15 protein-coding genes and 1 pseudogene are annotated in these 24,026 nt (G+C 68.6%); 8 read left to right on the plus strand and 8 right to left on the minus strand.

Annotation, left to right across the window (positions count from 1 at the left end):
* The first annotated feature begins 1,082 nt into the window (after positions 1 to 1,082).
* Complete coding sequence (locus ACFXMF_RS17815) at positions 1,083 to 1,349, plus strand: DNA/RNA non-specific endonuclease (RefSeq protein ID WP_380018185.1); 267 nt, start codon at positions 1,083 to 1,085, stop codon at positions 1,347 to 1,349.
* Positions 1,350 to 1,382: 33 nt separating this feature from the next.
* The gene (locus ACFXMF_RS17820; RefSeq protein WP_379990701.1) at positions 1,383 to 1,901 is read left to right on the plus strand and encodes an SMI1/KNR4 family protein; all 519 of its coding nucleotides are present in this window, start codon (positions 1,383 to 1,385) and stop codon (positions 1,899 to 1,901) included.
* Positions 1,902 to 2,058: 157 nt separating this feature from the next.
* Here the strand turns inward: ACFXMF_RS17820 and ACFXMF_RS17825 are convergent.
* Positions 2,059 to 2,166, minus strand: a pseudogene (locus ACFXMF_RS17825) (Scr1 family TA system antitoxin-like transcriptional regulator); the annotation flags it as partial.
* A 1,530-nt stretch (positions 2,167 to 3,696) separates the two neighbouring features.
* On the opposite strand from ACFXMF_RS17825, the gene ACFXMF_RS17830 reads away from it, so the two are divergent.
* Complete coding sequence (locus tag ACFXMF_RS17830; RefSeq protein ID WP_380017936.1) at positions 3,697 to 4,431, plus strand: transposase; 735 nt, start codon at positions 3,697 to 3,699, stop codon at positions 4,429 to 4,431.
* On the plus strand, positions 4,428 to 5,195 hold the full coding sequence (locus ACFXMF_RS17835) for a transposase (protein ID WP_379990699.1): 768 nt from the start codon (positions 4,428 to 4,430) through the stop codon (positions 5,193 to 5,195). The genes ACFXMF_RS17830 and ACFXMF_RS17835 overlap by 4 nt, the downstream gene beginning before the upstream one ends.
* Before the next feature lie 239 nt (positions 5,196 to 5,434).
* Here the strand turns inward: ACFXMF_RS17835 and ACFXMF_RS17840 are convergent, their stop codons facing one another.
* Entirely contained in the window at positions 5,435 to 6,109 is a 675-nt protein-coding gene (locus ACFXMF_RS17840; RefSeq protein WP_379990698.1) for an AbiV family abortive infection protein, read from the minus strand.
* Between the two features lie 226 nt (positions 6,110 to 6,335).
* A protein-coding gene (locus ACFXMF_RS17845; protein ID WP_379990704.1) for an IS5 family transposase occupies positions 6,336 to 7,129 on the minus strand; the annotation gives its coding sequence in 2 pieces (ribosomal slippage) (positions 6,336 to 6,796 and positions 6,796 to 7,129; 795 coding nt in all).
* A gap of 313 nt (positions 7,130 to 7,442) precedes the next feature.
* Here ACFXMF_RS17845 and ACFXMF_RS17850 point away from each other — a divergent pair.
* Together ACFXMF_RS17850 and ACFXMF_RS17855 are read left to right on the plus strand one after the other, a co-directional pair.
* Positions 7,443 to 7,880, plus strand: coding sequence for a hypothetical protein (locus tag ACFXMF_RS17850; RefSeq protein ID WP_379990696.1), 438 nt, complete (start codon positions 7,443 to 7,445; stop codon positions 7,878 to 7,880).
* Between the two features lie 513 nt (positions 7,881 to 8,393).
* Positions 8,394 to 8,774: a permease-like cell division protein FtsX gene (locus ACFXMF_RS17855; protein ID WP_379990694.1), complete on the plus strand. Its 381-nt coding sequence runs from the start codon at positions 8,394 to 8,396 to the stop codon at positions 8,772 to 8,774.
* 422 nt (positions 8,775 to 9,196) lie between these two features.
* On the opposite strand, the gene ACFXMF_RS17860 is transcribed toward ACFXMF_RS17855, so the two are convergent.
* From ACFXMF_RS17860 to ACFXMF_RS17870, 3 genes are all read right to left on the minus strand, one after another.
* Complete coding sequence (locus tag ACFXMF_RS17860) at positions 9,197 to 9,553, minus strand: hypothetical protein (RefSeq protein ID WP_379990693.1); 357 nt, start codon at positions 9,551 to 9,553, stop codon at positions 9,197 to 9,199.
* Positions 9,554 to 9,747: 194 nt separating this feature from the next.
* The gene (locus ACFXMF_RS17865; protein ID WP_379990703.1) at positions 9,748 to 11,256 is read right to left on the minus strand and encodes an ISL3 family transposase; all 1,509 of its coding nucleotides are present in this window, start codon (positions 11,254 to 11,256) and stop codon (positions 9,748 to 9,750) included.
* A 1,062-nt stretch (positions 11,257 to 12,318) separates the two neighbouring features.
* Positions 12,319 to 13,518, minus strand: coding sequence for a hypothetical protein (locus ACFXMF_RS17870; protein ID WP_379990692.1), 1,200 nt, complete (start codon positions 13,516 to 13,518; stop codon positions 12,319 to 12,321).
* Positions 13,519 to 14,640: 1,122 nt separating this feature from the next.
* Here ACFXMF_RS17870 and ACFXMF_RS17875 point away from each other — a divergent pair.
* Positions 14,641 to 14,841 carry a hypothetical protein gene (locus ACFXMF_RS17875; RefSeq protein ID WP_379990691.1) on the plus strand — a complete coding sequence of 67 codons (201 nt, stop codon included), beginning with the start codon at positions 14,641 to 14,643 and terminating at the stop codon, positions 14,839 to 14,841.
* Positions 14,842 to 16,189: 1,348 nt separating this feature from the next.
* Positions 16,190 to 16,765 (plus strand): hypothetical protein, encoded by a 576-nt coding sequence (locus tag ACFXMF_RS17880; protein WP_379990690.1) that lies wholly within the window; start codon positions 16,190 to 16,192, stop codon positions 16,763 to 16,765.
* Positions 16,766 to 17,340: 575 nt separating this feature from the next.
* Here the strand turns inward: ACFXMF_RS17880 and ACFXMF_RS17885 are convergent.
* Both ACFXMF_RS17885 and ACFXMF_RS17890 read right to left on the minus strand, forming a co-directional pair.
* Complete coding sequence (locus tag ACFXMF_RS17885; RefSeq protein WP_379990689.1) at positions 17,341 to 18,096, minus strand: hypothetical protein; 756 nt, start codon at positions 18,094 to 18,096, stop codon at positions 17,341 to 17,343.
* Positions 18,097 to 18,954: 858 nt separating this feature from the next.
* Positions 18,955 to 23,607: an FG-GAP-like repeat-containing protein gene (locus tag ACFXMF_RS17890; protein WP_379990806.1), complete on the minus strand. Its 4,653-nt coding sequence runs from the start codon at positions 23,605 to 23,607 to the stop codon at positions 18,955 to 18,957.
* Positions 23,608 to 24,026 lie beyond the last annotated feature (419 nt).

Consider the following 24,026-nt stretch of genomic DNA (forward strand, 5'->3'; position numbering starts at 1 on the left):
GAACAGGACGGCGAGAAGATCGGCAACGGACACTCGGAATCATCACGAGCCGCCAAGATCCACATCTCGTGTTTCACCAAACTCGCGACAGAGCCAGGACTCAAAGACCGTTGACATTTCACGCCCGTCGAACCCTGCGACACCGACGAGGAGGGCCACCGCGAGCGGGACCAGGTCGTCGTCGACCGGACACGACTGGGGCATCAACCTTGGGCTCCGCCTCACCACGCTTATCATCTTCGGTATCACGCCTACCGGCGCCGCAATAAACATCCTTTGGCCGACACCCCTGGCACGTGAGGAGTCTCTCAAACAGCTCTGCCAGCGCAATCCCTCGCAATGCGACTCGGGGACACTCGGGACGCACGACCTCCCGTCCTGCCGCTTCGGGCAATGCGGCGGGGGCTATTCTCGGCCCCTTTTGAACGGTATTCGCACCAGCAGTTGGAGCCCCCCGCGCGGGACCACCCGCCCGGTTACCCCCCCGCCCGGGGGCCCCAGACGAGGCCCGGATGGGGGAGGAAACAGGAAATACATCGGCCCGAAGGCCCCCATCAAGCCTCCCAAGCCGCGCCCCTGGGTCCCGACAGCGCCCAAGTTCCGCCTCCCGACGCCGACTGCGCCCGTAGTTGACCCCATGATCGCCATAATCCGGGGAGTTCTGGACGCAACGCGTATCCTCGACTCTCTTCAGGGCACTGGCAATACTGGGACCCCATTCATTCCCGGGACCTGGAATCCGGTTCAGCCAGGCGTCGTCGACGACGCCCGCCCAGGGGACGCCGACTATTCGGAAAATTCTGGACTCCCCGTCACTCCCACGACCGCACAACTGCTGCACGTATCGAGTTATGACGATTCCCAATCTCAGCGCGGATGCGGCAGCCTCTCCAAGTCGTGGGTCTACTACCGGCCTCTTGACGATCAAAACCGCGCCACCGGTGTCCAGGCGTGCTTGTCTGGCTCGGGAATCGACTACATGGGCAGAAAAGTTTCAGCCTGACTTTGGGGAGCAGAGCAATATAATAGGTAGTGACACGGCGCGCGGAGGGAAGAATGATCCACCCGGATATGTAGTAGGGATGGAAAGAGGTCATCTTCTCGGTCGCCAGCTCGGCGGCTCGGGTGTAGAAATGAGGAATCTTGTTCCCATCTATTCGAAGGCAAATGATCCCGGTATGAAGAAATGGGAAGACAAGGTAGCCGCGGCTTTGTCCAACAATGATGTGGTGTACTATACTTCGCGTCCAATCTACGAGAATCCTGGAAGTTCGATCCCTACGCAGATCAAGCTCACTGCGTCGGGGAGAACTGTGAATTTCAGTGAAACAGTAGACAATCTACCGTAATCGAAGTATTCACCGGAGTTAGTTTTGGAATGGGTGGAAGAACTTGCCGGGCTTTTCGATGTTCCCGATGGCCGAGGTTGGCAGACGGATTGGCTGCAGGTGGAGAGGCGTCTGGGGACAGCACTTCCGGATGACTACAAGGAGCTGGTGGGGCACTTCGGGCTCGGTGAATTCGACGACTACATGGGACTGCTGATCCCGGGTGCATCGAATTCTCTCCTCGATATTTCCGAGGTTTCCGAGAGTTTGAATCGATCGCTTAATGAAGACCCGTCGTTGCGAGAATCTTTCGCGCCCTTCGAAATATTCCCGATTCTTGGAGGGTTGCTTCGATGGTCATCCTGCGGAAATGGCCAAAAATTCTACTGGCGCACCGGGCAAGGCGATCCCAACGCATGGTCCGTGGTCGCATGGGAATTCAGGGGGCCCGAATGGCGGGAATACGAAATGGAGACTTCGCAATTTCTCTATAAGATGTTCGTCGAAGGTATCGCGGACGAAATTGTTCCGGAGCGTGATGAAGATCAGCCGTTTGTTTTTTCTCCGCTCTGAATGATCTGGGCCTCCATGCACCGTGCGCAGTCGTGGGGCCGGGCGCGTACGGCTTTCTCGGGAAATGAATCCGCGACTCAAGGGGACCGCGCGGCAGTTCGCCCGATTTCGACGATGGGTCGTAGTTTGCCGCGCCCAGACGACTGCCGGCCACGACCCGTTCGGCGTACGTCCGCGTCTGCAACCGCCCCTGGACCACGCACGGTTCGTAGTTGCGCAGGACGCCGGCCATGCGTTCGAGCTTGAGGAATCCGTCGAATCCCATCGGTACGAAGGGCCTGTGCGCTCACCGGCAACCATCCTTTCGCCCTCTCCTCGGTCGCCCGGTGGTGCGGATACCGCGGCACCTCCCTCGCGGAGGCCGCAGACCGACTCCGGAGGTATCCGACCGCCTCGACAGACGATCCGGGGACGACGGCGTCGAACAGGATGGCTGATCTCCCACCGGCATCGCCCCGAACGTAGATCCCGGGATCGCTCCGTCGCCTCGCGGGTGCCTCCGCCGCAGCGCACGAACACCCGAGCCCGACAGTCGTTGTCGCGACAGGCGGACGGGACGGCCACGGGCGAGCCCCCAGGGTGCGTGTGGTCTCGGAACCGCGTGCGAATCGAGCGCGTGGGCGCGCTCGGACAACTCCGCCGTGGTGACGCGGTCCCGCGCGGGTGCCGCCGGCTTTCTCCACGAGTGAGGCGGCAGGGGCCAGGGGCGGTGCCGCGACGTGTGGTCCCGGGGCGACGCCCGGATCGGAATGTGCCTAAGGCCCGGGCGGCGTCGCGCCGCACGGCCCGATGCCGCCCGGGCCTTGGGCGTTCAATCTCGGGTACAGGATGGATAGTGACCTCAATCCTGTTCCTGTGGGAAACACCCCCTGATCGAAAGGTCTCTGATGTCGAATGAGCGGGACTGGTTCGCACTCCTGCTGACGCTGATGCCTCCTCGCCCCGGCTCTGGGGAAAGGGTCGCGGGCGGCAGTGTTTCGGATGTACTTTGGAATAGGTTCCCGAAGGACTTTGTACGTTTTCAGGAAGTCTACGGTGGCGTGCTGATCGAGGATTGGCTCGGGATTCTGGTTCCGGACGAGATCCGATCTCCAGAGGCTCCGGGTGGCGGGATTTCGGCTGCAACGGTGACGGCTCGCCACCTGTGGGCCGAAAGCGGCGCGGAGGCGTATTCGACTAGTTCTACGACTTCGATTGTCGCCTGGGGGGGGTACGCAGGGCGGCGACCTGCTTGGCTGGGTTTCCGAAGGGGACCGTCCTGATGGATGGGCGACGGCCGTATGGTTCGAAGACAATCATTGGGAGGTCTATCGGTGCGGCATGGTCGAATTTCTATGTAGGCTCCTATTGGTAGACGCAGAGAATCCCTTGAACGTTCCTTCGTTTTTGCAGGGCGTAACCAAGGCGAGAGCTCTTCATTGGCAAGAAGAGAATATTCTGAGATCGCAAGGATTAGATCCTTGGTCGATGCTTTGATTTGGTGGCGGCCGGCTCGGGGAAACGCCTGCGGTGCATACCCGACCATCCTTTCCCTATATACGAGACCGTCGCATGGGTGCACCACGTATGTGATCTTTCGGTGTCGTGTCGGTGATGTGTGTCAGCTTGACTCTGTCGGTGATCTTGGGGTTTCCCGGTGCGGCAGGCTGATCATCGGGCATGCTCGGGCTGTTCCGGAGGCCGAATCAGTTCGAGGTGTCTGTTGTCCCTCCGCCCCCGTTCCGGTGAGCAGGTCCCTTCCCTGACCGCGCAGGTCGCGCGGGTGAGCAACCCGGGTGGCACGACGGCGATATGGGTGCGGGACCACCTCGATGGGCTGTGGAACGACGAGGACTTCGCCGACTGGTATCCACGTGACGGTCGTCCGAGCCTCGCGCCTGCCCAATTGGCGACCGTCTGCGTACTGCAGTTCCTGCTCGGCTTGTCGGACCGGCAGGCCACTGAGGCGGTGCGCTGCCGCATCGACTTCAAATACGCCCTCGCGCTGGAGCTCGATGACCCCGGCGTGAACGCACCACGCAACGCACCGACTCCACCCATGTCCTGGCCGCAGTGCGCGACCTCACTCGGCTGGAACTGGTCACCGAGGCGGTCCGTGCCGCGCTGGAGGAGGTGGCACGCACGGCCGGGCATCTGCGCTGGTCGACCTGGTCGACGAGGACTGGGGGCGCCGCTACGGCCGCCCGGTCCGTCTGGGCAAGAACCCCACTCGGCCCAAGACCAGGATCCTCGCCGCCGGCGACGACGCCCACAGGCTGTTGGAGCATCTCCACCGGCACGGATCGGGCTACCGTCCCGGCCCTCGGGCCGAGGCCCTGCGGCAGATCGTCGTGCAGAACTACAGCTGCGATGCGGCGGGCCGCTTGCGCTGGCGCACCGCAGACGACGGCGGCCTGCCGCCCTCCTCCTCGGCGATCGTCTCCCCCTACGACACCACGGCACGCTACGTCCGGCACGGGCACATCATCAGCTGGAAGGGGTCCGACGGCCCATCTCACCGAGACGTGCGCCTCCGACAGCGTCAACGTGATCACGGATGTGGCGACCACCTCGGCCGCCACCAACGACGCCCAGGCCCTGCCCGGCATCCACACCCGCCTGGCACGTCGCGGGCTGCTGCCCGCCGAGCACCCGGTCGACGGCGGCTACACCTCCCTGGTCCACCTGGAACGAGCCGAGCGCGAACACCGGGTCACCGTCAGCGGGCCGCTGCCGGGCAACCCCACCCGCCGGCACCGCAGGAACGAGGGCTTCGACCGCGACGACTTCCACATCGACTTCGACCGCCGACAGGTCACCTGCCCCCGGGGCCAGGTCAGCAAGGGTTGGCACGGCCCCTACCCGACCTCCTCGCCCACTGCGGCACCCCTGATCGTGGCGAGGTTCACCAAGGGCCGGTGCCGGCCGTGTCCGGACCGCCCCCGGTGCACCAACTCCCGCGAGAGCGCCCGCAACGTGGGCTTTCCCCCGCCGGAACTCCGCGACCTGCAAGTCCGCGTCCGCACCGAGCAACAGACACCCGATTGGAAGGCGCGCTACGCGGTCCGTTCCGGAGTCGAGGGCACCATCAATGCGTTCGCCCACGGACACGGCATGCGCCACTGCCGCTACCGAGGACAACCGAAAGCGCACCTGCAACACGTACTCACGGCCATCGCCGTGAACATCGAACGACTCAGCGGCCGGTCAGAGGCCGAGAAAACCTGCTCACCGAGACCATCGACCGCCTTCCAGACCTTCCTGGACCGGCAGGCGATTCCCCGGTCGAAGTCCTGGCGCACCCTCGGCACCTGACCTCGACGGTCCAAGATCACCGACAGAGTCAAGCTCACCCTGGGCTCGCACTCCACACCGACCCGGGCCGCCTACCCCGCTACCGGCGCCCGGTCCGTCGTTTCAAACGGCCTGCTCCGCCGCGTGCGCCCGTCGCCGTCACGCACCACGCCGCCGCACCGGCGGCCGGGCGTGGGCGGCTCGACCGTCGGTTGCGGCTTCGCGGCGTGCGGGTGGCACGGGGTGATCGGGACGGGCCTTCACCGCCGGCCACCGGAGTCCTTGAAGGTCGCCCATTCCTCGGGATGAGAGACCGGCAGTAGGCGGAACTGCTGAGCGTGCGTGCTGTCGTACTCCGTGACCGCTTCCGTCTTCATCCGGCCGTGATCACGGATGAGGAGCATCTCGACGACCCGCGCGGCCGTCCGAAGGTCCTCGACGGTCGTCCCCGCCTCGATGCCCGTGGGCGAGTGCACGATGCCGTTGTCGTCTCGATCCACGTAGAAGCCGCGCTGCTTGGAGAGGTTCGCCTCGATTGCCGCAGTCGCGGCCTCTGCCTGCCGTCGTTCATGCGCCACCTCCCACGACTCACCCTCCGGTCCACGACCGGGTACCGAGCCGTAGTCGCCCCAGAACTCCGCCAGTTCGTCGCCGAACACGACGGCTTGGAGGTACTTCTTCGCGTGATCGCGCCCATGCTTCCTGAGCGCGTCCACCGCGCGCGGCGCCTCGTTGCCCCGGCTCCAATCGCGCTCGAAAGTGTCGTAGATCCAGAGCGCCTTGCCCAGCTCCTCCTGCGCCAGGACGGTGAGCGATCTCGCCCGACCGTACGATTTCGCAACGCACAGAGCATGGGCATCGGAGATCAGCGACGACGCGTTGTCCACCAACGCCTTCCAGAACTCGCGCGCTTCGCCGGGCTTCATCTCAACCATGCTCAGAGTGTGTCCCGTCGATACGACGGCTGCAGCTTCATTTGCCTCGGGACGGTTGGCATCCTGAAAGACCCACATCGCCGGCGAGCAATTCTCCCTCGCACGCCTCTCGCTGCCCTTCCGACTCGGCGCCGACAGCGACGAGCGCCTGTTCAGGCGCGGTGTCCCCGCTGCTGACGCGCCACGGAGGCGAAGGCGGGGGCACCGCCCACCCTTAGAAGCCGTCTCATTTGGCGTATCGGCGGTAGCAAATGAATGCGGCCGCGATGCTGACGAACGCTCCGAAGTGCAATGCCTTGACCTCGTATCGACGGTGGAGTCGGCGGAACGCGTTCAGCCAGGACACCGTTCGCTCGACCACCCATCGGTGTCTGCCGAGGCGCGTCGAGGAGTCGATGCCGCGTCGGGCGATCCGGTGTGTGATGCGGCGTTGCCGCAGGAACGCGCGAATGAATCGGTGGTCGTACGCCTTGTCGCCGTGGAGCTTGGCAGGCCTGCGGCGACGTGGTCCGCGGCGGGAACGGATCGGCGGGATGCCCTCGACCAGGGGGATCAACGCCTGGCTGTCGTGCGTGTTCGCGCCGGAGATCCCGATCGACAAGGGCAGACCGGAGCGTTCGGTCAACAGATGGATCTTCGACCCGTACTTGCCCCGATCCACAGGATTCGGACCCGTCAACTCCCCCTTTTCAGGGCCCGCATGTTCACCGAGTCCACCGCGCATCGCGACCAGTCCAACGCGCCCCGCGCGCCGAGCTCGTCCAACAGGACACGGTGCAGCTTCGCCCACACCCGCGCGCGACTCCACTCGGCGAACCGCCGGTGGATCGTCTGCCAGGACGCCCCGAACACGGGCGGCAGTTGACGCCACGTGCACCCCGACGTCGCCACGAACACGATCCCGGCCAACACCTCACGATCCCCGTACCTTCGGCGACCACCACCCTGCGGCCGGGTCGGCCTCGACGGCACCACCCGCTCGAACAACTCCCACAACTCGTCCGGCACCAACCGCTCCACAAGCGTCGTCACACACGCCAGAATAGCGAACACGCCAAATGAAACAGCCTCTTGCACCAACCCGCTCTCGTCGCGGGAGGTTCACCGGACCGAGACGAACACCGTCGTCGGAAGCGCCGTGAGCCGCCGTCCGGTGTCGGAACCGCCGCCCCCGCCCCCGCCCCCGCCGCCGCTGGCGGCGGCGGCGTTGTGGTGTGGGTCGCTGTCGGCTGACCGAAGCGGACGACCACCCGCCTCCCGGATGGCCGAGTCACCCTTTCGACGGACGGAAAACGCATCGATGACGTCGGAGTGGTACCGCACAATGGCCCGCATGTTCCCCGATGACACCTATCTGTCGAAACTCGGACGACTGACGTACTCCCTGACCTTGCTGGAGAGCACGGCCCTCGCACACCTGGCACAACTCACCGGCCTACCCACGGTGTTGACCGCCCGCAAGCTGACCGGCAGGACCCTCGAGGCGATCGCCCACGCCGTGACGGACCCGGCCAACCTCGCGAAGGTCACCGACCCCGCAACCCGCGCGTACGTGGACGCGGCCGGTGGGGAACGCGCCGCCGCCGCGCGAGCGGGCCACGGCGTCACCCACGCCCGCGCCGCCGACCCCGGCGAAGAGCCCCGTCTGCACCGGCGCCCCGACCGCAGCACCGCCGGCACCGACATCACCACCGCCTGGCCCGACCACGCCCAGGCCGACCTCGACGACGCGCTGTGCCGCCTCGGCGAGGCCCGTCGCACCGCTGCCTGACCCCTCGCGCGACGGGGCCCGCGGGCGCGACTCGCGCGACGCGCACCATGGGCTGCGACCAGGCTCCGGGCCCGGCGTCCACCGCCGGACGCTTCCGGGACGTCTTCGAAGCCTTCGCCGTCGGCTCGGCAACGTCGACGGCGGCCGCGGTGCGGACCGGTCGACCGCTGCCGGTGGAACTCGTGGCGGTCGACGTCGACGACCGGGAGGCCTTCGGGGCGACCCGCCCGGGTTCGTTTCCGGCGCGCCGTTAGGCTGCGGCAACGATCCGGGGGAGTCATGGTGTTGGTGGGAAAGCGTCGGCGGTACGCGGCGGGTGTGTTGGTCGTGATGGCCGTAGTCGTCTCGTGTTCGTCGGAATCCGGGACGAGGAGTGGTACGGCGGGTGCGGTGGCGTCGCGACCCGGTTGCGATACGTGGCCGCGGTGCGGCGCCGACCGGTGGACGCCGCAGGGGGCGAACCCGGCGAGCGAAGCACCGGGAGCGACAGCCTCGACCCCCGCGGCGTCGGCCGTGCCCACCCCGACGGCCGAGGCGACGTGGCGGGACCCGTGGCTCGGGAGGGCGGACGTCTCGGTCTTCTTGTGCGGCAGGATCGACGAGCGAAAGGAGGGCTGTGCCGGCGGCCCCGTCACGGCCGCTCGGCGGGACGCGATCCGAGCCACGCTCGAGAGCTTCCCGGAGATACGGGAAATCTTCCATGAGAGTCCTCGGCAGGCCCATGAGACCTTGGTGAGGTTGAGCCCCGAGAAGGCGAGGAAGATTCCCCCGGAGTACATGCCGGACTCGTTCCGGGTCAAGCTCAAGGACCCGTCGTGGTTCTCGGACAACCTTGCGGGGTTGCGAGGCACATCGGGCGTATCCCTCGTGATCGATCTCCGATCGCCGCGGTGAGTGCCGACCGGCGGCGCTCGGGTGCCTCCACTCGGACGTCGGGCCGAGGGTGGGATCGGTGCGTCGCGCGCCCGGCCCCGGGACACGGTGGTCGAGGGCCTCGATGTCGGTGACGGCGTCGGAGTCGTCGTCCGGGCGCAACCGGATGGTGTCGTCGTCACGCCGCAAGGTCACCATCACGGATCCGGAAGAGCCGAACGCAGTCGTCGGCAGGGCATCGCGGTCGGGCGTGCGGGGACGACGACCGAGGAGCACCGGGTCACCGGTCGTCGATGCCAGGGCATGACCGTTGTCCTCGGTACGGAGCATCTCGACGATGTCTCGGGCAAGCGTCGGAAACACCTGCGCGAGACGCCGGGATGCCGGTCCGATCACGGGTACGGCAACTCGTGGCCGCGGGCGGTGGGATGGTTGCCGAAGGCCTACTCCAAGCGGGACGGCGTGCGGCCGACCAGGGGGATGTCGTCGAGGCGCACCCGCGGACCGCGTCGGGCGTCGATCGCGATGCCGGCCGGCCCGATCGACCGGTCGTGGTACGGGGTCACCCCCGCGCTGGGGATGCCCGAGCCGCCGGTGCCGTGCGCGGGCCACGGATCGGCTCGTGTCACCCGCCCCGCGCCGTACCCGCGCGTTCCGATCGCCTCCAGGACGCCGTCGACCGCTGCCGGGCGCCTGATCGTGGGTCGTGCCGAACCTCGACGGGCCCACGTGCTCGAACGCGCGAACGACCACACCGCGCGCTGCGACTCCTCCACCACGCCCCGCACGCCCGCTCCCACGCCGAACCTCCGCCGCTCGTACGACGGGATCCCGCGGCGCGCGGCCGATCCGCGCACGCCTTTGGGGAGGGTACGGGCGCCGGACGACAATCCCCCGTCCGGTCGGCCCCGGCCCCGGGGGCGTGCGGCGGGCGGGGCGGGGAGTATCAGGAATTGGGCTCTGGCCCGTAATCGGTGGTTGCGCTGTGTGGTGATCAGTGCAGGAGGATGCGGTGGCGGAGCAGGGGGAACCCGGCTCGGCCGTGCATCTGCCTCATGATCCGCTTGGTTCGCGTGTTGACGCCTTCGGTGCGGCCGTTGTGGAAGGGGAGGGTGAGTCCGGCGTCGACCGCGGCGCGGTCGAGTTCGAGGCCGTTCGCGTAGGAGTGCAGTTGGGGCAGGTCGGCGGCGCGGACCGTGGTGATCCAGTCGGTGAGCTTGGCGTCGTTGCCCCCCGTTGGGGTCAGTAGCTGCGCGAACTCGCGGGTGAGGCGAGCGAGTTCGGCCATCTCCTGGCAGGTTGAGGTGAGTTCCCGGAGCAACTCGGCGTCCTTGTCGCGCAGGTTCTCGGGGCGAGCGAGCAGGAGGCGGGCGAAATGCTGCGGGGTGGTGACCGGCTTGTCGCCCTCGGCGCGGCCTTGGGTGATGTAGCGGACCAGCAGGTTGGCGCTGCCTGTGTAGCCCAGTTCCTTGATCTCGCGCAGGAGGTGGGTGACGGGCACTGCGGGATCTTCGGCCCGACGCCTGCGCAGGTGGTCGCGATAGGGGTCGACGAGAGTGGGCTTGTAGCGGGGTGTGCGGCGGTCGCCGGTGGGCTCCTTCATGCGCGCGTACCGTTTGACGGTGTTCAGGGCGACATCGAGGCGCCGGGCGCATTCGAGCAGGCCGACACCTTGGTCGAGCAGGGCGTGGACTCGCTGCCAGCGCTCGCGGGTGGTCTGCTTGTGAACACCCCCGGGCCGGGCGGGGTTCACAGCGGCGGCCCAGCAGACGGCGTGCGAGCGGACCTCGGCCAGGACCTTCCCGCACAGGTTGCTCCACAGATGCCACCTGTCGCTCACCTGCACCCCTTCGGGCAGGGCCTGGCGGATCGCCTCGCCGTAGGACCCGGAGCCGTCCCGGCAGACATACTCGGCCCCGGGATGCTCGCGCAGCCACGCGACCAGCGTCTGGGCGGTGCGGTCGGGCAGGACGTCGATCCGCTCGCCCGTCTCGGCATCGATGATCACGGTCGCGTAGCGGTGCCGGCGCTTGAGGGCGAAGTCGTCGACGCCGAGCACGCGCGGGACGCGCAGCGGCGGCAGTGCCCTGCGTATGAGCATGCGCAGGGCGGTCGAGCGGGAGATCGCGCAGGCCGGCACGCGGGAGAGGCGGGCGCCCGCCCGGCCCGCTAACTCCTTTACGACCTGGCCGAGTTGCTCGGCCAGTCGGCTGGTCCGACGCTGGTAACGCTCAACGACGCCGGGAACCTGCTCCCGGAACGTCTGCCGCGGGCAACCGAGCACCGGACAGACCAGGCGCCGCACCCGCACCGACGCCACGACCCGCCGTCCGTCCACCGGCACGTCCGCGACCACCCGCCCGTGGAAGCCGTGCACCCGCCCCGTCGGCCGCCCGCACACCGGGCACGGCACCGGATCCTCCCGGGTCCGCGCAGCCACCCGGATGACATCGCCCTCGTCCGCCACACCCTCGACGACGAGGGCCGACAGCCCCGAAAACACCACACCCACAAGCTCATTGACGTCACGCATGCTCTACCAACGACGGCAGTCACACTTCGTTACCACCGATTACGGGCCAGAGCCGAGTCCTTGATAGTCCCTCGGGGGAAGCCCCTTCCTTTCAGTGATGGGTGGGTTGACCTGCTGTGTCGCAGGGTTTGAGAAGGCTGCGCGACGCGATGGGGAGTTCCCTGTGGCGGGTTGTGTGTTCGTGTGTCGGGACCGTGCTCGGCGGCCGTTCGTGTCGTTCCTGATCCGCGTCCTTTCCGACGGTCGCCCCGGTGGGCGGGGTGCTCCGTCCCGGCTGTTTTGAAAGATCTCGTCAATCGATCATGTGTTGACCATTGGATTTGCAGAATCCGGGATTTTGGATCTTGGCTGTGTGGCCTGGGTTTTGCTGTGTTGCTCGGCTTTGTCTGGCCTGTGGCCTGTGGCTTTGCAGAATCTGGGACGGATGGTCGGTTCCGTCGGGAAAACCTGTGACGGAGGATGAGGTCGCCTCAAGGATGCTGATTTTGATGTGATGCGGTGATCACCTGTGGTCGGTCCTTCTCGCGTCGGCTGCTGGTGTGCGTGTGCTCGGGCTGCCGCTGGTTCGGCCGACTCGGCCCGGGGGGTCATCAGGGCCGGTTCAGTCCATGGTGAATGGCTTGCCGTCGAGGGTCAGGATCTTCGGGTCGGTACCCAGGCCTGTCAGGAGGAGTACTTGGGGGGCGCTGACGCCGTGTGCCGCGTCGCCTTGGAGTTGCTTGTCGATGGTCGCCTGCTTCCAGGCGTTCTTGGGGGTGGCCAGGACCAGGTGCGTCGCGCCGAGTGCGCGGCATCCGTTCAGGAGCTTGTTGAGCTCGGTGAGGGTCCCTTTCGCGGAGTCGGCGAGGCAGTCGTTCTTCTTGGACTCGTCCAGGAGGAGTCCCTCGACGGTCGCCGCGGCGAAGTCGAACTCAACGACGGCTTTGCCGTTTTGGACCAGCTCGAACTCCTCGGTGACAAGGCAGGCTCCGGCCCAGGCCTTCGAGCGGAGGAACTGGGTGGCGAGCAGGTCGTGGTTGCCGTCGTTGGCGATCAACTCGTTGATCGCCGGGTGCAGTTCGTAGAACCAGGTGGGCTCGTTGCGGGCCGGCTTCCACCGTGGTTGCTCCAGCGTGTTGCTGCTGCCGCAGCGCCGGCAGGTGTACTGCTGTGCCACTTCGGCGATGGGGTAGAACTCGACCCGTGGGCAGTCGTGGCAGCCGAGTACCAGTCCGCGGCGCAGGAGCCCGCAGGTGCTCCACGCGTCGATCCGCGCCCGGAGCTCTGCCTGGGCCCAGTCGCCGGAAGCGGCGGCCTGGCTTCCCACGTCAGGAACACCCCGGACTTGAGCTCCCAGGCACTGTCCGCCGGAAGGGCCGAGCGGTCGTGGCCGGGCAGCCAGTGCGACAGCAGCGCCCACGGCGCCGGCGCGGCCAGGGCTTCGACGGCGGATCGTGATCCGAGCAGCCGTTTCGTGACGCGGGCGCGTTTTCCGGCGGGGCGAAGGATCCTCTCGAGAGAGGGCCAGACGAGCCTGGGGCCGGCGAGGGAGCCGGCCGGCGACGCGCCGGCCGGGACGAAGTCGAACCGGTTGGAGGCGTAGGTGATGCCGCCGTCCGCGGCGCGCACGAACGTTTCCCGCTCGTCGCCGGCCGTGACCAGGGTGGAGCCGCACAGGTCGGGGAGGGCCGGGATGGGATGGCCGGCGGAGATCACCCCCACCTGCCAGCGGTGCCGGGCCGCGTCGAGCGGGGCGGGGACCTGTATGGGCATGCGCACGGCCGAGACGAGGGACCCGTCCGAGGTCTTCTCCACCGGCAGGGACAGCGGCATGTCCCAGGCGTTGAGCAGGGCCACCTGATCGCGACCGGTCAGCGGGAGCTCGTCGGGGGACAGGACCGTGACCGGCATGGTGTCCTTGCCCCGGAGCCGCAAGCCCCGGGTGTCCCAGCGGTCGGTGAGGTGGGCGCGGATCTCTTCTTCCGAGAGGGAGACGCTGACCACGGTGATGGGCTCCGGGCGCCGGGGGAGGGGCAGGTGATGCCAGGCCAGTGCAGGCCCCGGCAGCCATTGCGTGGCTCCGCGGACCTGGCGGGCGAGTTGGGCCAGCGCGAAGTCCTCGGGCCGGTCGCCGAGCACGACGAGATCGCCTGACCGATCCTCGTCGTAATCGCGGTGGACCCGGGTGCACAGCGCGGCGGCCGCATCGAAGGGGCTCGCCGTGGCATCGGCGCTCCATGGGGAATCCGCCACCTGCGTGAGCCAGTCCGCATCGGACTCGGGGGCCGCTCCTCGTTGCCGGCTGCTGCGAGGAGGACGCCGAGCCGTGCACCGGCAGCCAGGGCGGCCGGAGTGCGGATCCGTCCGATCGGGACGCCGCCGGTCGGCTGGCGGGCTACGTCTTGGAGGGCTGTGAAGCCGCTCTTCTCCGCATCGTCACCGAGGTGGAACTGCCAAGGGTGAGACCGGTCGAAGCCGTTGACGCCGTGCGTCGCGCGCAGCCGCTCCGCAGCCGCCTTCAGGGCCTCCCCGTCTCCGTGACCGGGCCAGGAGTCGCCCGACCACAGCTGTTTCGTGAAGGCGAGGCTGTCCTGGTCCCGATCGCGTGGCTCCAACTCCCGGTCCAGGCTGCCCGGATGGATCAGTTCGACCGCCCCCCAACTGGGGTGGTACTCCAGGATGTGGTCCGGCTGGAACCGGGCGAGGAACGGCTCGATGGCCGTGTGGTCGGCCGCGCCAACCGGGATCACCGCGCTCGCACAGCCTCCCCAGAGCCTGCCGACCGCGCTCAGCGCGGCCGCTGACATTGCCACCCACTCGTCGCCTTCGGGGGCGAGGACCAGCAGCCTGGGAGGGTGGACGAAGGACTGCACCGACAGGTAGGAGGAGGCCACCCGCCGATCCTGCCGGCCCGGGCGGTGGGTGTGCCGCAAGCAGACCGGCGCGGCCGTCCCCACGGGTGCTCCGTCCTGGCTGTTTTGAAAGATCTTGTCGATTGATCATGTGTTGACCGTTGGGTTTGCAGGATCTGGGATTTTGGATCTTGGCTGCGTGGCCCGGGTCTTGCTGTCTTGCTCGGCTTTGGGCCTGTGGGCTGTGGTTTTGCAGGATCTGGGACGGATGGTCGGTTCCGTTGGGAAAACCCGTGGGTGGAGGTTGGGGGGCGCTGATCTTGATGTGATGCGGTGATCACCTGCTGCGCGTCGCGATGGGGAAATTCGCTTCCGGGAACGTCCCGGCCCCGTCGTGGCGTTCGTGGGTCGTACGGCGAGGGATTGGGACGAGGACTGGGGGACGACGGTGGACGGGTACTCGCGGGGCGCGGTGGTGGAAGCGGTCGTGGTCCGTCACCGTCCCTTCGGAATGATGGTCGAGATGCCCAACGGTGAGGTCGGTCTGCTGGAGCCGGAGTACGCGGAGCCGGTGTGGGGGGACGCGGACGCCTGGTACCCGGCCGGGACCTGCCTTCGGGTCGTGGTCCTGGGCTACACCACACCCGGACCCGGCGAGTTCCGACCCGCCCAACTGCGCCTGGCCTCCGACCCGAACATCATCGACGCCATCACAAACCCGTGAACGCACGCATGAGAGGGCGACGTCGACACACTCGCGACCGACCCCCGATCGGCGGGTCCTGGCGCGGTAGATTCGAATCGGCGTCGCGGGCGCGGCGGTTCCTGCGGTGCCTCTCGGTTTCCTGTTGAGTTTTCCTTTTCTTCGTGGACTCACAGGCCATTGACAACCGAGCCGTTCGACTTTTTACAGTCCCACGATGGTTGAGCCACCGCCAATGAGGTTTCCGGCTGCGGTCCACCGGGTCCGCCGGGTCCGCTCGGTGTGTGTGGTTCGGCGATCGAGCGTGTGTGGGCCGTTGTGGTTGTAGGTTTTGCGCGGTGTCGAGTGGTTCGAGCATTGTTCACGGGGGAGGGCGAGGGTGTCTCGGTGCGGGATATGTGGTGCGGGTCTTCCGGTGTGTGAGGTGCCGGTCGGGCGGGACGGCGGGCCGGTACTTCTCGTCGTGGGGTGTGGTTTTCGTGATGCGTCGTACGTGTGTCTCGTGGGGGCGTCTTCCGTCGTGCGCCGTTGCCGGTGATGGGGCCGCGGTGGACCGCGTGTGTGGTGCTCGCGGAACGCTCGTCCCGGTCTACGTGGGTGGAGCACGCGCACGACGGTGCCACGACGTTGTGTGGGATCGATGCCGAGTCGGTGACCGCCTTCCGGCACCATTGGAAGCCGCGGCCGGTCCACGTGTGGCCGTGGCCGAAGTCGTGTGGCGCGTGTCGTCGGGTGGCTCGCGAGCGTGTCCGACGGTGGCCCGCGGAGTGATTCGCGCGGGTGTGCCGTCGCACTTCCCCGACCCATGACTCGTGCCCGCCGTGCGGCGGGGTCGATCGATTCGCTGCGGCGAGCACAGCGCGGATGATCGAGCACTTGGAGGAACGCGCCGCGGATAATTGAGCACCTGGAGGAACACGCCGCGGCGGTTCACGTCGTACCGGACACGGTCGTTCCCGAGTTGCCGGCCGACGATGTCGAGAACTTCCCCGTGAGCGCACCGTGATGCCCACGTGCCGAGGCGGGCCCGGTGTTGTGTCTTCTCAATGGCGGGTCGAGGGCGCGGTGTTCCGACGTGTGGCGCGGCACCGATCGAGAATGTTGTGCCGTGCTTGGTGACCTGGGGTTTCGGTGGGCGTGTCGGGCGTGTCCGTGGCGGAGGGGCCGGTTGACCTGCGGTGTCGCAGGGGTTGAGAGGATTGCGCAGCGACACCGGGATTTCCCTTCGGGGCCGTGCGACTCCCGTTCCCGCCCGGCACCACGACCGGCCCGCCGGCCAGGCTGCGTCGGGGACCGCGAGGTGCCCGCCGACCAATGGAGTTGCCATGACCGACACCGTCCGCAGGCCCGTCCCCGGACCGGAGCCCACGTGGCAACCGGCCCCGTCCGTCCCCGCCACGACGGGCCGAGCAATCCGGCACGGCAGTACGGCATGTGGGACCTCGTGTTCGCCCTCCACCGCCGGATCGCCATCCTCGACGTGCCGCTGCGCCCGCTCGCCGATCGCCTCCGGTTGCACCTCGAGGAGAGCTGGGTCGAACCGGGCCCCGTCCGCGGCGCCGTGTTCACCATCGACGGCACTCGCTTCGCCTTCGACGACCTGGGCAACGGACCCGAACACGGCCGGATGGCGGTGTACTTCGGCCCGGCCGGCGAGCGCGACGCGGCGCGGGCGTTGGGGTTGCTCCTGGAGGTGCTCGGCATCGGCCCGGAGTACATCGCCGAATGGCGCAACCCGCACGGCGTCTTCGAGAACACGACCGAGCTCCCCTGGCCGGGCCCCGACCGGGAGGACCCGTGGGTGACCCGCCGCCGACCGCGATCCGAACGCGCCGCCGAGGCGGAGCCGTCCGAACCGACGCGAGGATTCACCGGCACCCTGACCGTGACCTTCCACGACCCCACCGACGAGCCCCCCGAGGACCGGTCGGCAAGCATCAGGTGAATCGGGTTCGCGCCGGCGGGTCGCGTGGGGCCGAGTCACACCCCCCGCCCCCGGGGGGCCGGGGCGGGCCGAACGAAGAGCCCGTACGGGAGTCCGCCGGGGTGAGTGCGGCGAGGACGGGAGATCGTCCACGCCCACCCGCGGCCCGGGCTGTTCCGGCGCCGGGTCGGATGGCCGCCTCGTCGGCTGGTTCACCACGTCCACCCTTGCCCACTTGGTCGAACTGGGTGCGAGAGCGGAGCCGTTCGAGGTGTGGATGCGGCCGGACGACAGCCCTGCCCGGACCCGGGTGCGCCCGCCTGCGCGAGGCCTACCACGTGACCACCCTGGCCGCCTTGGGTGTCACCCCCGACCTCGCCGCCCGAGCCGTTCTCGACGCCTTCGACCGCGACTCGCCCCCGAGATGTCGGGGCTTCGTTTTCGGCTCACCGATGCCTGCGGTGTGTCGACGGTCCGTTCCGTTGCCGTTTGCACCCTATGGGCGCGTTCGGCCGACCGTGTGGCGGGCACGTAGTCGGCCGCCGTGACCGGCGTGGCCCACGTCTCGTGTGCACGATGGTGTGGGTGCGGCGCTCCTACCGTTGGGTCGTGGGGTGGTTGGGGGTCGGTGGGGTGAGGTCGACGGGGGTGTCGAGTTCGGTGAAGTCCCAGGTGATGGTGCTGTTGTTCGTGTCGACCTCGAGGCGGCGCAGGTGGGTGTGGTCGCCGGGGGTGAGGTAGGTGCGGGTGCCGTCGGGTTCGGCCCATCCGACGCATGTGGTGCCGTCGATGGTCAGCGGTTGGATCGGGGTGAAGCGGCCGGGTTCGGCCGTGGCGTCGTGCAGTTGCCCGAGCAGTGAGGACGTGTTGCGGTACAGCAGGTTGCTCGCGAGTTCGGAATCCTCTCGGACGGTGTCCTGTTCCCACGCTCCGGTGTCCGCGCGTCGGTAGAGGTGGTCGCCGATGTACACCGTCTCCTCGGTCACGGTGTCCCCGTCCGCTTTCCTGATGCGGGCGCCCGCGCCGCGGACGATGCGGTTGTCCTCGACGTGGGGGAGTGCGCCCGGTTGCCGGATGGTGACGACGAGGCGGAACGAGTGTGCGGCCCGCACGGTTTCGAGTGCCTCGCGGATGCGTACGGCCGTGCTTTCGCGCGCCCCGGTCGTCGAGTCCGTTGCGGTTCCGGCCGTCGGTTTCGCGGTCGCGCCGGCGGAGGCATCGGCGGACGGCGTGCCGGCGGCGGTGGGGTGCTGCCCGGAGGTCGCGGGCGTGGCGCCGTCGGACGACACGACACCCGAACCGGTCGACGAACATCCGGCCAGACAGGCCGCCACGATCAACGCGACAGGCACGGCAACTCCGCGCATGAGTACTCCCCGGGACGGCGCGAACGCCGAGCGACTCGGCGACGGGACTGCTCCCGATGGTCCGCGTCCGCGCGCTCCGTGGGCGCGGCGGCGTCGTCGACGACGGGAGACGGGCGGAGACTACAGCCCGGCCGACGGGGCTGCGGCGGTGGGGTGATCGGCCGGATGCGGCGCACGGCGGGCACGGGGGACACGGGCCCGATCGGTCGGTTGACGCCGGTGGGGTGGACACGGGGCGACGGCGCCGAGCCTTGCTCGTGTATCGGGAGGGGCGCCTTCCGTCGTCTGCCGTTGTGGGTGATCGGGCGGTGGTGGGCCGCGTGTTCGGTGTTCGCGGGACGTGCGTCCCGGCCGGCCGGTCCCGGTGGGCCTGGGTGGTGTCCGCGCGCGGTGGTGTCGGCGACGTGGTGTGGGGTCGGTGCCGGGGCGCCGTCCGCCTTCCGGCGCCCCCGGGGAGGCCGCGGCACCGGTTCCGTGTGTCGTGGTCGAGGTGGTGTGGCGCCCTTTTGCCGGTCGGTGGTGAGCGTGTCCGTCGGTGGCGCGCGTGATGTTTCGCGTGGGTGCGCCATCGTACGTCCCTCGTGCGTCGGCGGCCGGAGTCCGTGGGGGCGCCGCTTCCGCTTCTTCAGCGTTCTGGTGGTGTCGTTGCGGCGGTGTGTCGAGGCGGTGGTGCGGCCGGCCCGGCTCCCGGTGGTGGTTGTGGTGTTGGCTCGGTGTTGTTTCGGGTGTGACGCGGCCGGCCCCGAGACCTCGTGGGGTCTCGGGGCCGGCGGTGTGGGGTGGTGTCACCGATGTGGTCGGTGTGTTGGTCGTTCTATGTGGGTGTTCTTCGGGTGTGGGTGGTCAGGGGGTGGGGTTGGGGTAGATGTGGAGGGTGCCGTCGGCCCAGATGGCGGTGATGTCGGCGTGGTTGTTGTTGTCGGTGTCGCCGGTGGTGATGGCGCGGACGGTGTTCCAGGTGTTGTCGTTCCACAGGGGGACGGCGTCGTTGAGGGTGTGGTCGGGGCGGGTGGTGTAGAGCCAGAGGCGGCCGGTGGTGTCGACGGCGACGAGGTCGGCGAGGTGGTCGCTGTTGAAGTCGCCGCCGGCGATCAGGCGCATGCCGTTCCAGGTCTTGTCGTTCCACAGGGGGGTGGGGTCGGCGAGGGTGTTGTCGCCGCGGCCCTTGTAGAGGGAGAGGGTGCCGTCGCCCCAGATGGCGACGATGTCGCTGTTGCCGTCGTTGTCGATGTCGGCGGCGGTGATCGCGATGACGGAGGCCCAGCTGTTGTCGGGCCACAGGCGGATGGCGTCGTTGAGGGTGGCGTCGCCTCGGCCGGTGTAGAGCCACAGGCTGCCGTCGTTGCGCAGGGCGACGATGTCGGCGCGGCCGTCGTGGTTGAAGTCGCCGGCGGTGATGGAGCGGATGGCGGTCCAGGTGCCGTCGGGCCACAGTCCGACGGGGGTGCCCAGGGTGCCGTCGGGTGTGGTGGTGAGCATCCACAGGGAGCCGTTGTCGTCGACGGTGACGATGTCGGCGTGGCCGTCGTTGTCGAAGTCGGCGGAGGCGATCAGCCGGTGCGGGGCCCAGGCGGCGTCGTGGACGCCGCCGTCGCGGGCGTGGATGTAGCCGTTCTGGAAGTTGGTGCGGCGTCCGCCCAGGAGGTCGTACGCGCCGGTGGTGGGGAATCCGAGGTAGCCGTTCTCCCAGCCGAGCGCGGCCCACCGGTCGCGGACGCCACCGGAGACCGGCCAGGATCCGGTGGCGGTGGTGTGGTAGATCGATCCGGTGTCGGCGCTCGCGCCGGGGACGCGGAAGTGCTGGTAGCGCCCCGGCTTGGTGGGTGTCGCGGTCTCGTCGGTGGAGGGGAAGCCGAGGACGCTGCGGGGTCCGCCCATGGCCTGCCAGCGGGCGTGGATGCTCCCGTGGATCTCGTGGGCGCCCGTGTTGGCGGCGTAGGTGATGGAGCCGGTGCCGTTGGTGTTGCCGGCGAAGCGGCTGACGTGGCCGATCGGGGTCCCGGCGCCGTCCGTGACGGGGTTCTCGTCGCTGACGGGGTAGCCGAGGAATCCGCCGGTGCCGCCCATGGCGAGCCACTTGTCGCGGATGCCGCCGGCGATGGACCACGCGCCGGTGTAGGGCGACCAGTTGATGCCGGCGTTGGTGGTGCCGCCGGTGGCGGTGCCCTGGAAGTCGGCCCATTTGCCGCCGGCGGTGTCGTCGTGGACGCCGGTGGTGGGCAGCCGCAGGGGTCCGGTGGGTCCGCCGGTCGCCTTGTACTTGGCCAGGATGGGACCGCACAGGTCGAGTTTGACGTTCGCGTCGCCCGCCGAGGCGTACTTCTCGCACGTGGTCCACGGCGTCTGGTTGTCCGCGATCAGCCGCATCGGGCCGAACGCGTTCCCGTCCGCTCCCGGGGTGATGCCCAGCGCGACGTAGAGCCGTCCGTCGGCGGCCTGGCCCCACAGGTCGGCTTTGCCGTCGCCGTCGAGGTCCCCGTCGGAGTTGAGCCTGGGGTAGGCGGCGCCGTCGAAGCCGGTCCCGACCAGCGTGCGGGCACTCGTGTTGCCGAGTGCGGCGGTGTCGACGCTGCCGTCGGGGTTCTTCTTCGACGCGTACTGGAAGAGTTGTCCGGTGACGCGGTCGCGGGCCCACAGGTCGGGCAGGCCGTCGCCGGTGGTGTCGCCGGGGGCGATCGGGTCGAGGTTGTTCCACCCGGTGGATCCCAGGGGGGTGGCCTCGGTGAAGGAGCCGGGGTTGGCGCCGCCGTGGAAGAGCCACAGGCGTCGGGTGCCGTCGCCGTTGTCCTCGAGGGTGAGCAGGTCGAGGCGGGCCGCGCCGGAGGGGTTGACGTCGGCGTCGACGTTGCCGGGGGCGAGGATTTGTTTGACCTGGCCCCAGTTGCGCGTGTAGGCGAGGCAGGTGCCGCCGGGTCGAGTGGGGTCGACGCACGTTTCGGGGCGGGGGATGTCGGCGCGTTTGTTGCTGGTGAAGTATTGGCCGCCGGCGTTGGCGCCGCCGCCGCGGTAGAGGTAGAGGTGTCCGTTCGCGTGGGCGTAGAGGTCGTCGTAGGTGACGCCGGTGCCGCCGCGGTGGGTGATCAGCGATCCGGCCCAGGTGGGTTTGTTGGTGGCGTTGGGTGGTCCCTGGATGGTGTTGGAGGCGACGACGCCGCCGGCGGTGGGGTCGGTGTTGGTGCCGTACATGCGCAGGGCGCCGGTGTCGTCGGTGGTGAGGAGGTCGACGCGGCCGTCGCCGGTGATGTCGCCCAGGGTGGTCTTGGCGTTGGGGTCGGAGGGCGCGTAGAACGTGTGGATGGTGGGTTGGGAGCGGTTTCCCGCCTTGTCGACGGTTTGGGCGTAGAGGGTGTTGCTGCCCCAGTTCGGGATGAGGACGTCCTTGGCCTTCCACGTCTTGTCGACGTCGTCCCAGGTGGCGCGGGCGGCGCCGCCGACGGGGACGGTGGCGTTCAACGCGTATTCGACGGTGTCGACACCGGAGGCGTTGTCGCCGGCGGTGAAGGTGAACGTGCCCTTGTCGCGGGCGTATTTCCCGCCGCCCGCGACGGGGTAGTCGAGGCTTGCGACGGTGGGTGTCGAGGGTGGGGTGGCGTCGACGGTGAACGTCTGCCCGGGAACCCAGGTGGGCTCGGGGCCCTCGTCGCTGGCGCCGACCCACCAGATGTAGGTGTGGCCGTCGAGGAGTTTCCCGACGGGGATGTCGGCGCGGGCCTCGTGACCGTTGGCGCCCCAGGAGATCCAGCCGCTGTCGTGGACGAGGACGTCGCCGTTGCCGACGTCGCGGATGTGGAACTGGGCTTTGAGGTTCTGGGGCGCGTCGGCGTCGGTGAGGGTGGCGTAGAGACTGACGCCGCCCGCGGCGGGGTTGACGGCGCCGATGTATCCGGCGTTGCCGGAGGCTGCGCCGTTGACGGGGACGGGCGTCATCCGCAGGTTCGAGGGGGCGTTCGGCTTGGTGTTGTACTCGACGTACAGGAACGTGTCGCCGGCCTTGCTGGAGAACCGGTTGAAGAAGTAGTCGTTCGTCTCGTTGCCGAACAGGCCGAACGTCAGGATCGCGCTCGCGGCGTTCTGGGCGACCTTGTCCCTGATGGGGAAGTCGACGCGGGTGTCGCCGCACTTGGGCGAGGCGTCGGCGCTGGACCCGGCGACGTCGACGACCGACCACTGCCCGAGCTCGTGCGGCTGGGTGTTCCAGGTCGTGTGTTCGGTGAGGGTGTCCTGGACCCGGAAGAGCCGGACGGGGGACTTCTCCGTGCAGGAGAAGCGGGAGGAGTCGACCTGCGTGGCGTGGAACTGCGCTTCGAGGATCTGCTTGCCGGGCAGGTCGAGCGGGACGCTGTAGAAGGCCCGTTCGATCCCCACCTCCGGTTGCCAACCCTGGTAGCCGACGCCCGGCGAGCGGGAGCTGGTCCTTCCCGAGGTGTTCTGGTATGCGGCGGCGCCCCACACCCAGTTCCACATACCGGCGTTCCCGGTGCGCGTGGGTATCCAGGAAGGATCGATGTAGACGGGGAAGACGGTGTCGGGCGCGGTGAGCAGGTTCGCGTCCGGGGTCAGGGTCAGGGTGTCGCCGGCGACCGCGGTCCCCAGCGGAGCGGTCGCGGCCAGGGCGCCGGGTCGCCGGTCGGTGGAGGCGAGTTCGGCCTCGGGTATCGCGCCCGCACCGGATGCGCCGCCCGTGCCCGCGCTTGTGCCGGACGCCTCGGACGAGGCGTCGGCTGCGGCGGTGCGCGGGTTTCGGCCAACCGGCCCGGGAGTGGTGCGTGAGTCCCACATCGTGGGTGTGGGCGCGGTGAACGCGACGACGCCGTCGGCCGCCTTGGCGGCAAACGACCCGTTGCCGGCGTCGGTGACCGTCACACCGTCGGTGGTCATCCCGAGCTTGAGGGCGGCCAGTCGGGGGTCCTTCGCGGCTGCCGCGTTCTTGACGATCAGGGTGTGGGAGAAACCGCCCTGTTCGCCGGCGACGACCTTGAGGTCGACATCGGGCAACACGCCCGGGTAGAGGGCGCCGTCGCCGCTCAGGACCGGCTTGGGCAGTGTGGTGGGCCAGGTGAAGGCGAGTGTGCGGCCGTTGTTGGTCATCGACGCGAGGAGCCGGTTGCCGCCGCCGCCCAGGGCCAGGTCGCTCGTGGTCACGGCCGGCCGTACCGTTCCGTCCGCGGCCGCCGCCAGGGTCGGGTCCAGGTCGCGCCAGACGCCGGTCTTGTTGGTCCGCGAGGGCTCGACGGTGCGTTCCAGGGCCAGCCTGCCGTCCGGTTTGGCGGTGACCTTGTCGGTGGCGGTCGTCAACTCCGGGACGGGGACCGGTACTCCGGTGCGCACGGCCTGCGCGACCGCGGTGCGTTCGGCCCCGGTCTTCGCGTCCGTCGGGGGAGCTTCCGCGGCGGCCGGCTGAGCGCCCGCGCCGGACGCGTCGCGGGGCGCGGCGCCGGCGGCGGCCATGCCACAGGCCATCGACAAGGTGACGAGTCCGCAGACGAGAGCCGACAACGGTCGTGCGTGTGGACGTGCGTGGGGAGGCGGATGCCCCATGGAGGGTGCTCCTCGGGAGAGTCGGTGATGCGGGGCGTGAGCGCGCATGGATGCGCGGAACGTACCGGTTGGCTACAACCCCTCACCATGTGACTCAGATCACATCTACATGATCACCATGTCGACACATGCCCAAGTTGTGCGACGTCGTGGGTGTATTGCCGATCAATGAACCCCAACGGGTGATTTGGATCCGGCCGGGACGATCCGACAGTCGCTTAAGTTGTAGTGACGAACGCCACATTCGTCATGGGAACTGCCGTTGCCGGCGGGGGACTTGGGCCCGTACGGTGCGCTCCGTCTGTGATCTTTCGCCTGCTCGGGGGCGGGATCCGTCCTGTCCTGGTGGGGGTTCGTCATGCGTGGTTGGTCGTGGG

This window comes from Embleya sp. NPDC059213 (assembly GCF_042754445.1).
GTDB lineage: Bacteria > Actinomycetota > Actinomycetes > Streptomycetales > Streptomycetaceae > Embleya.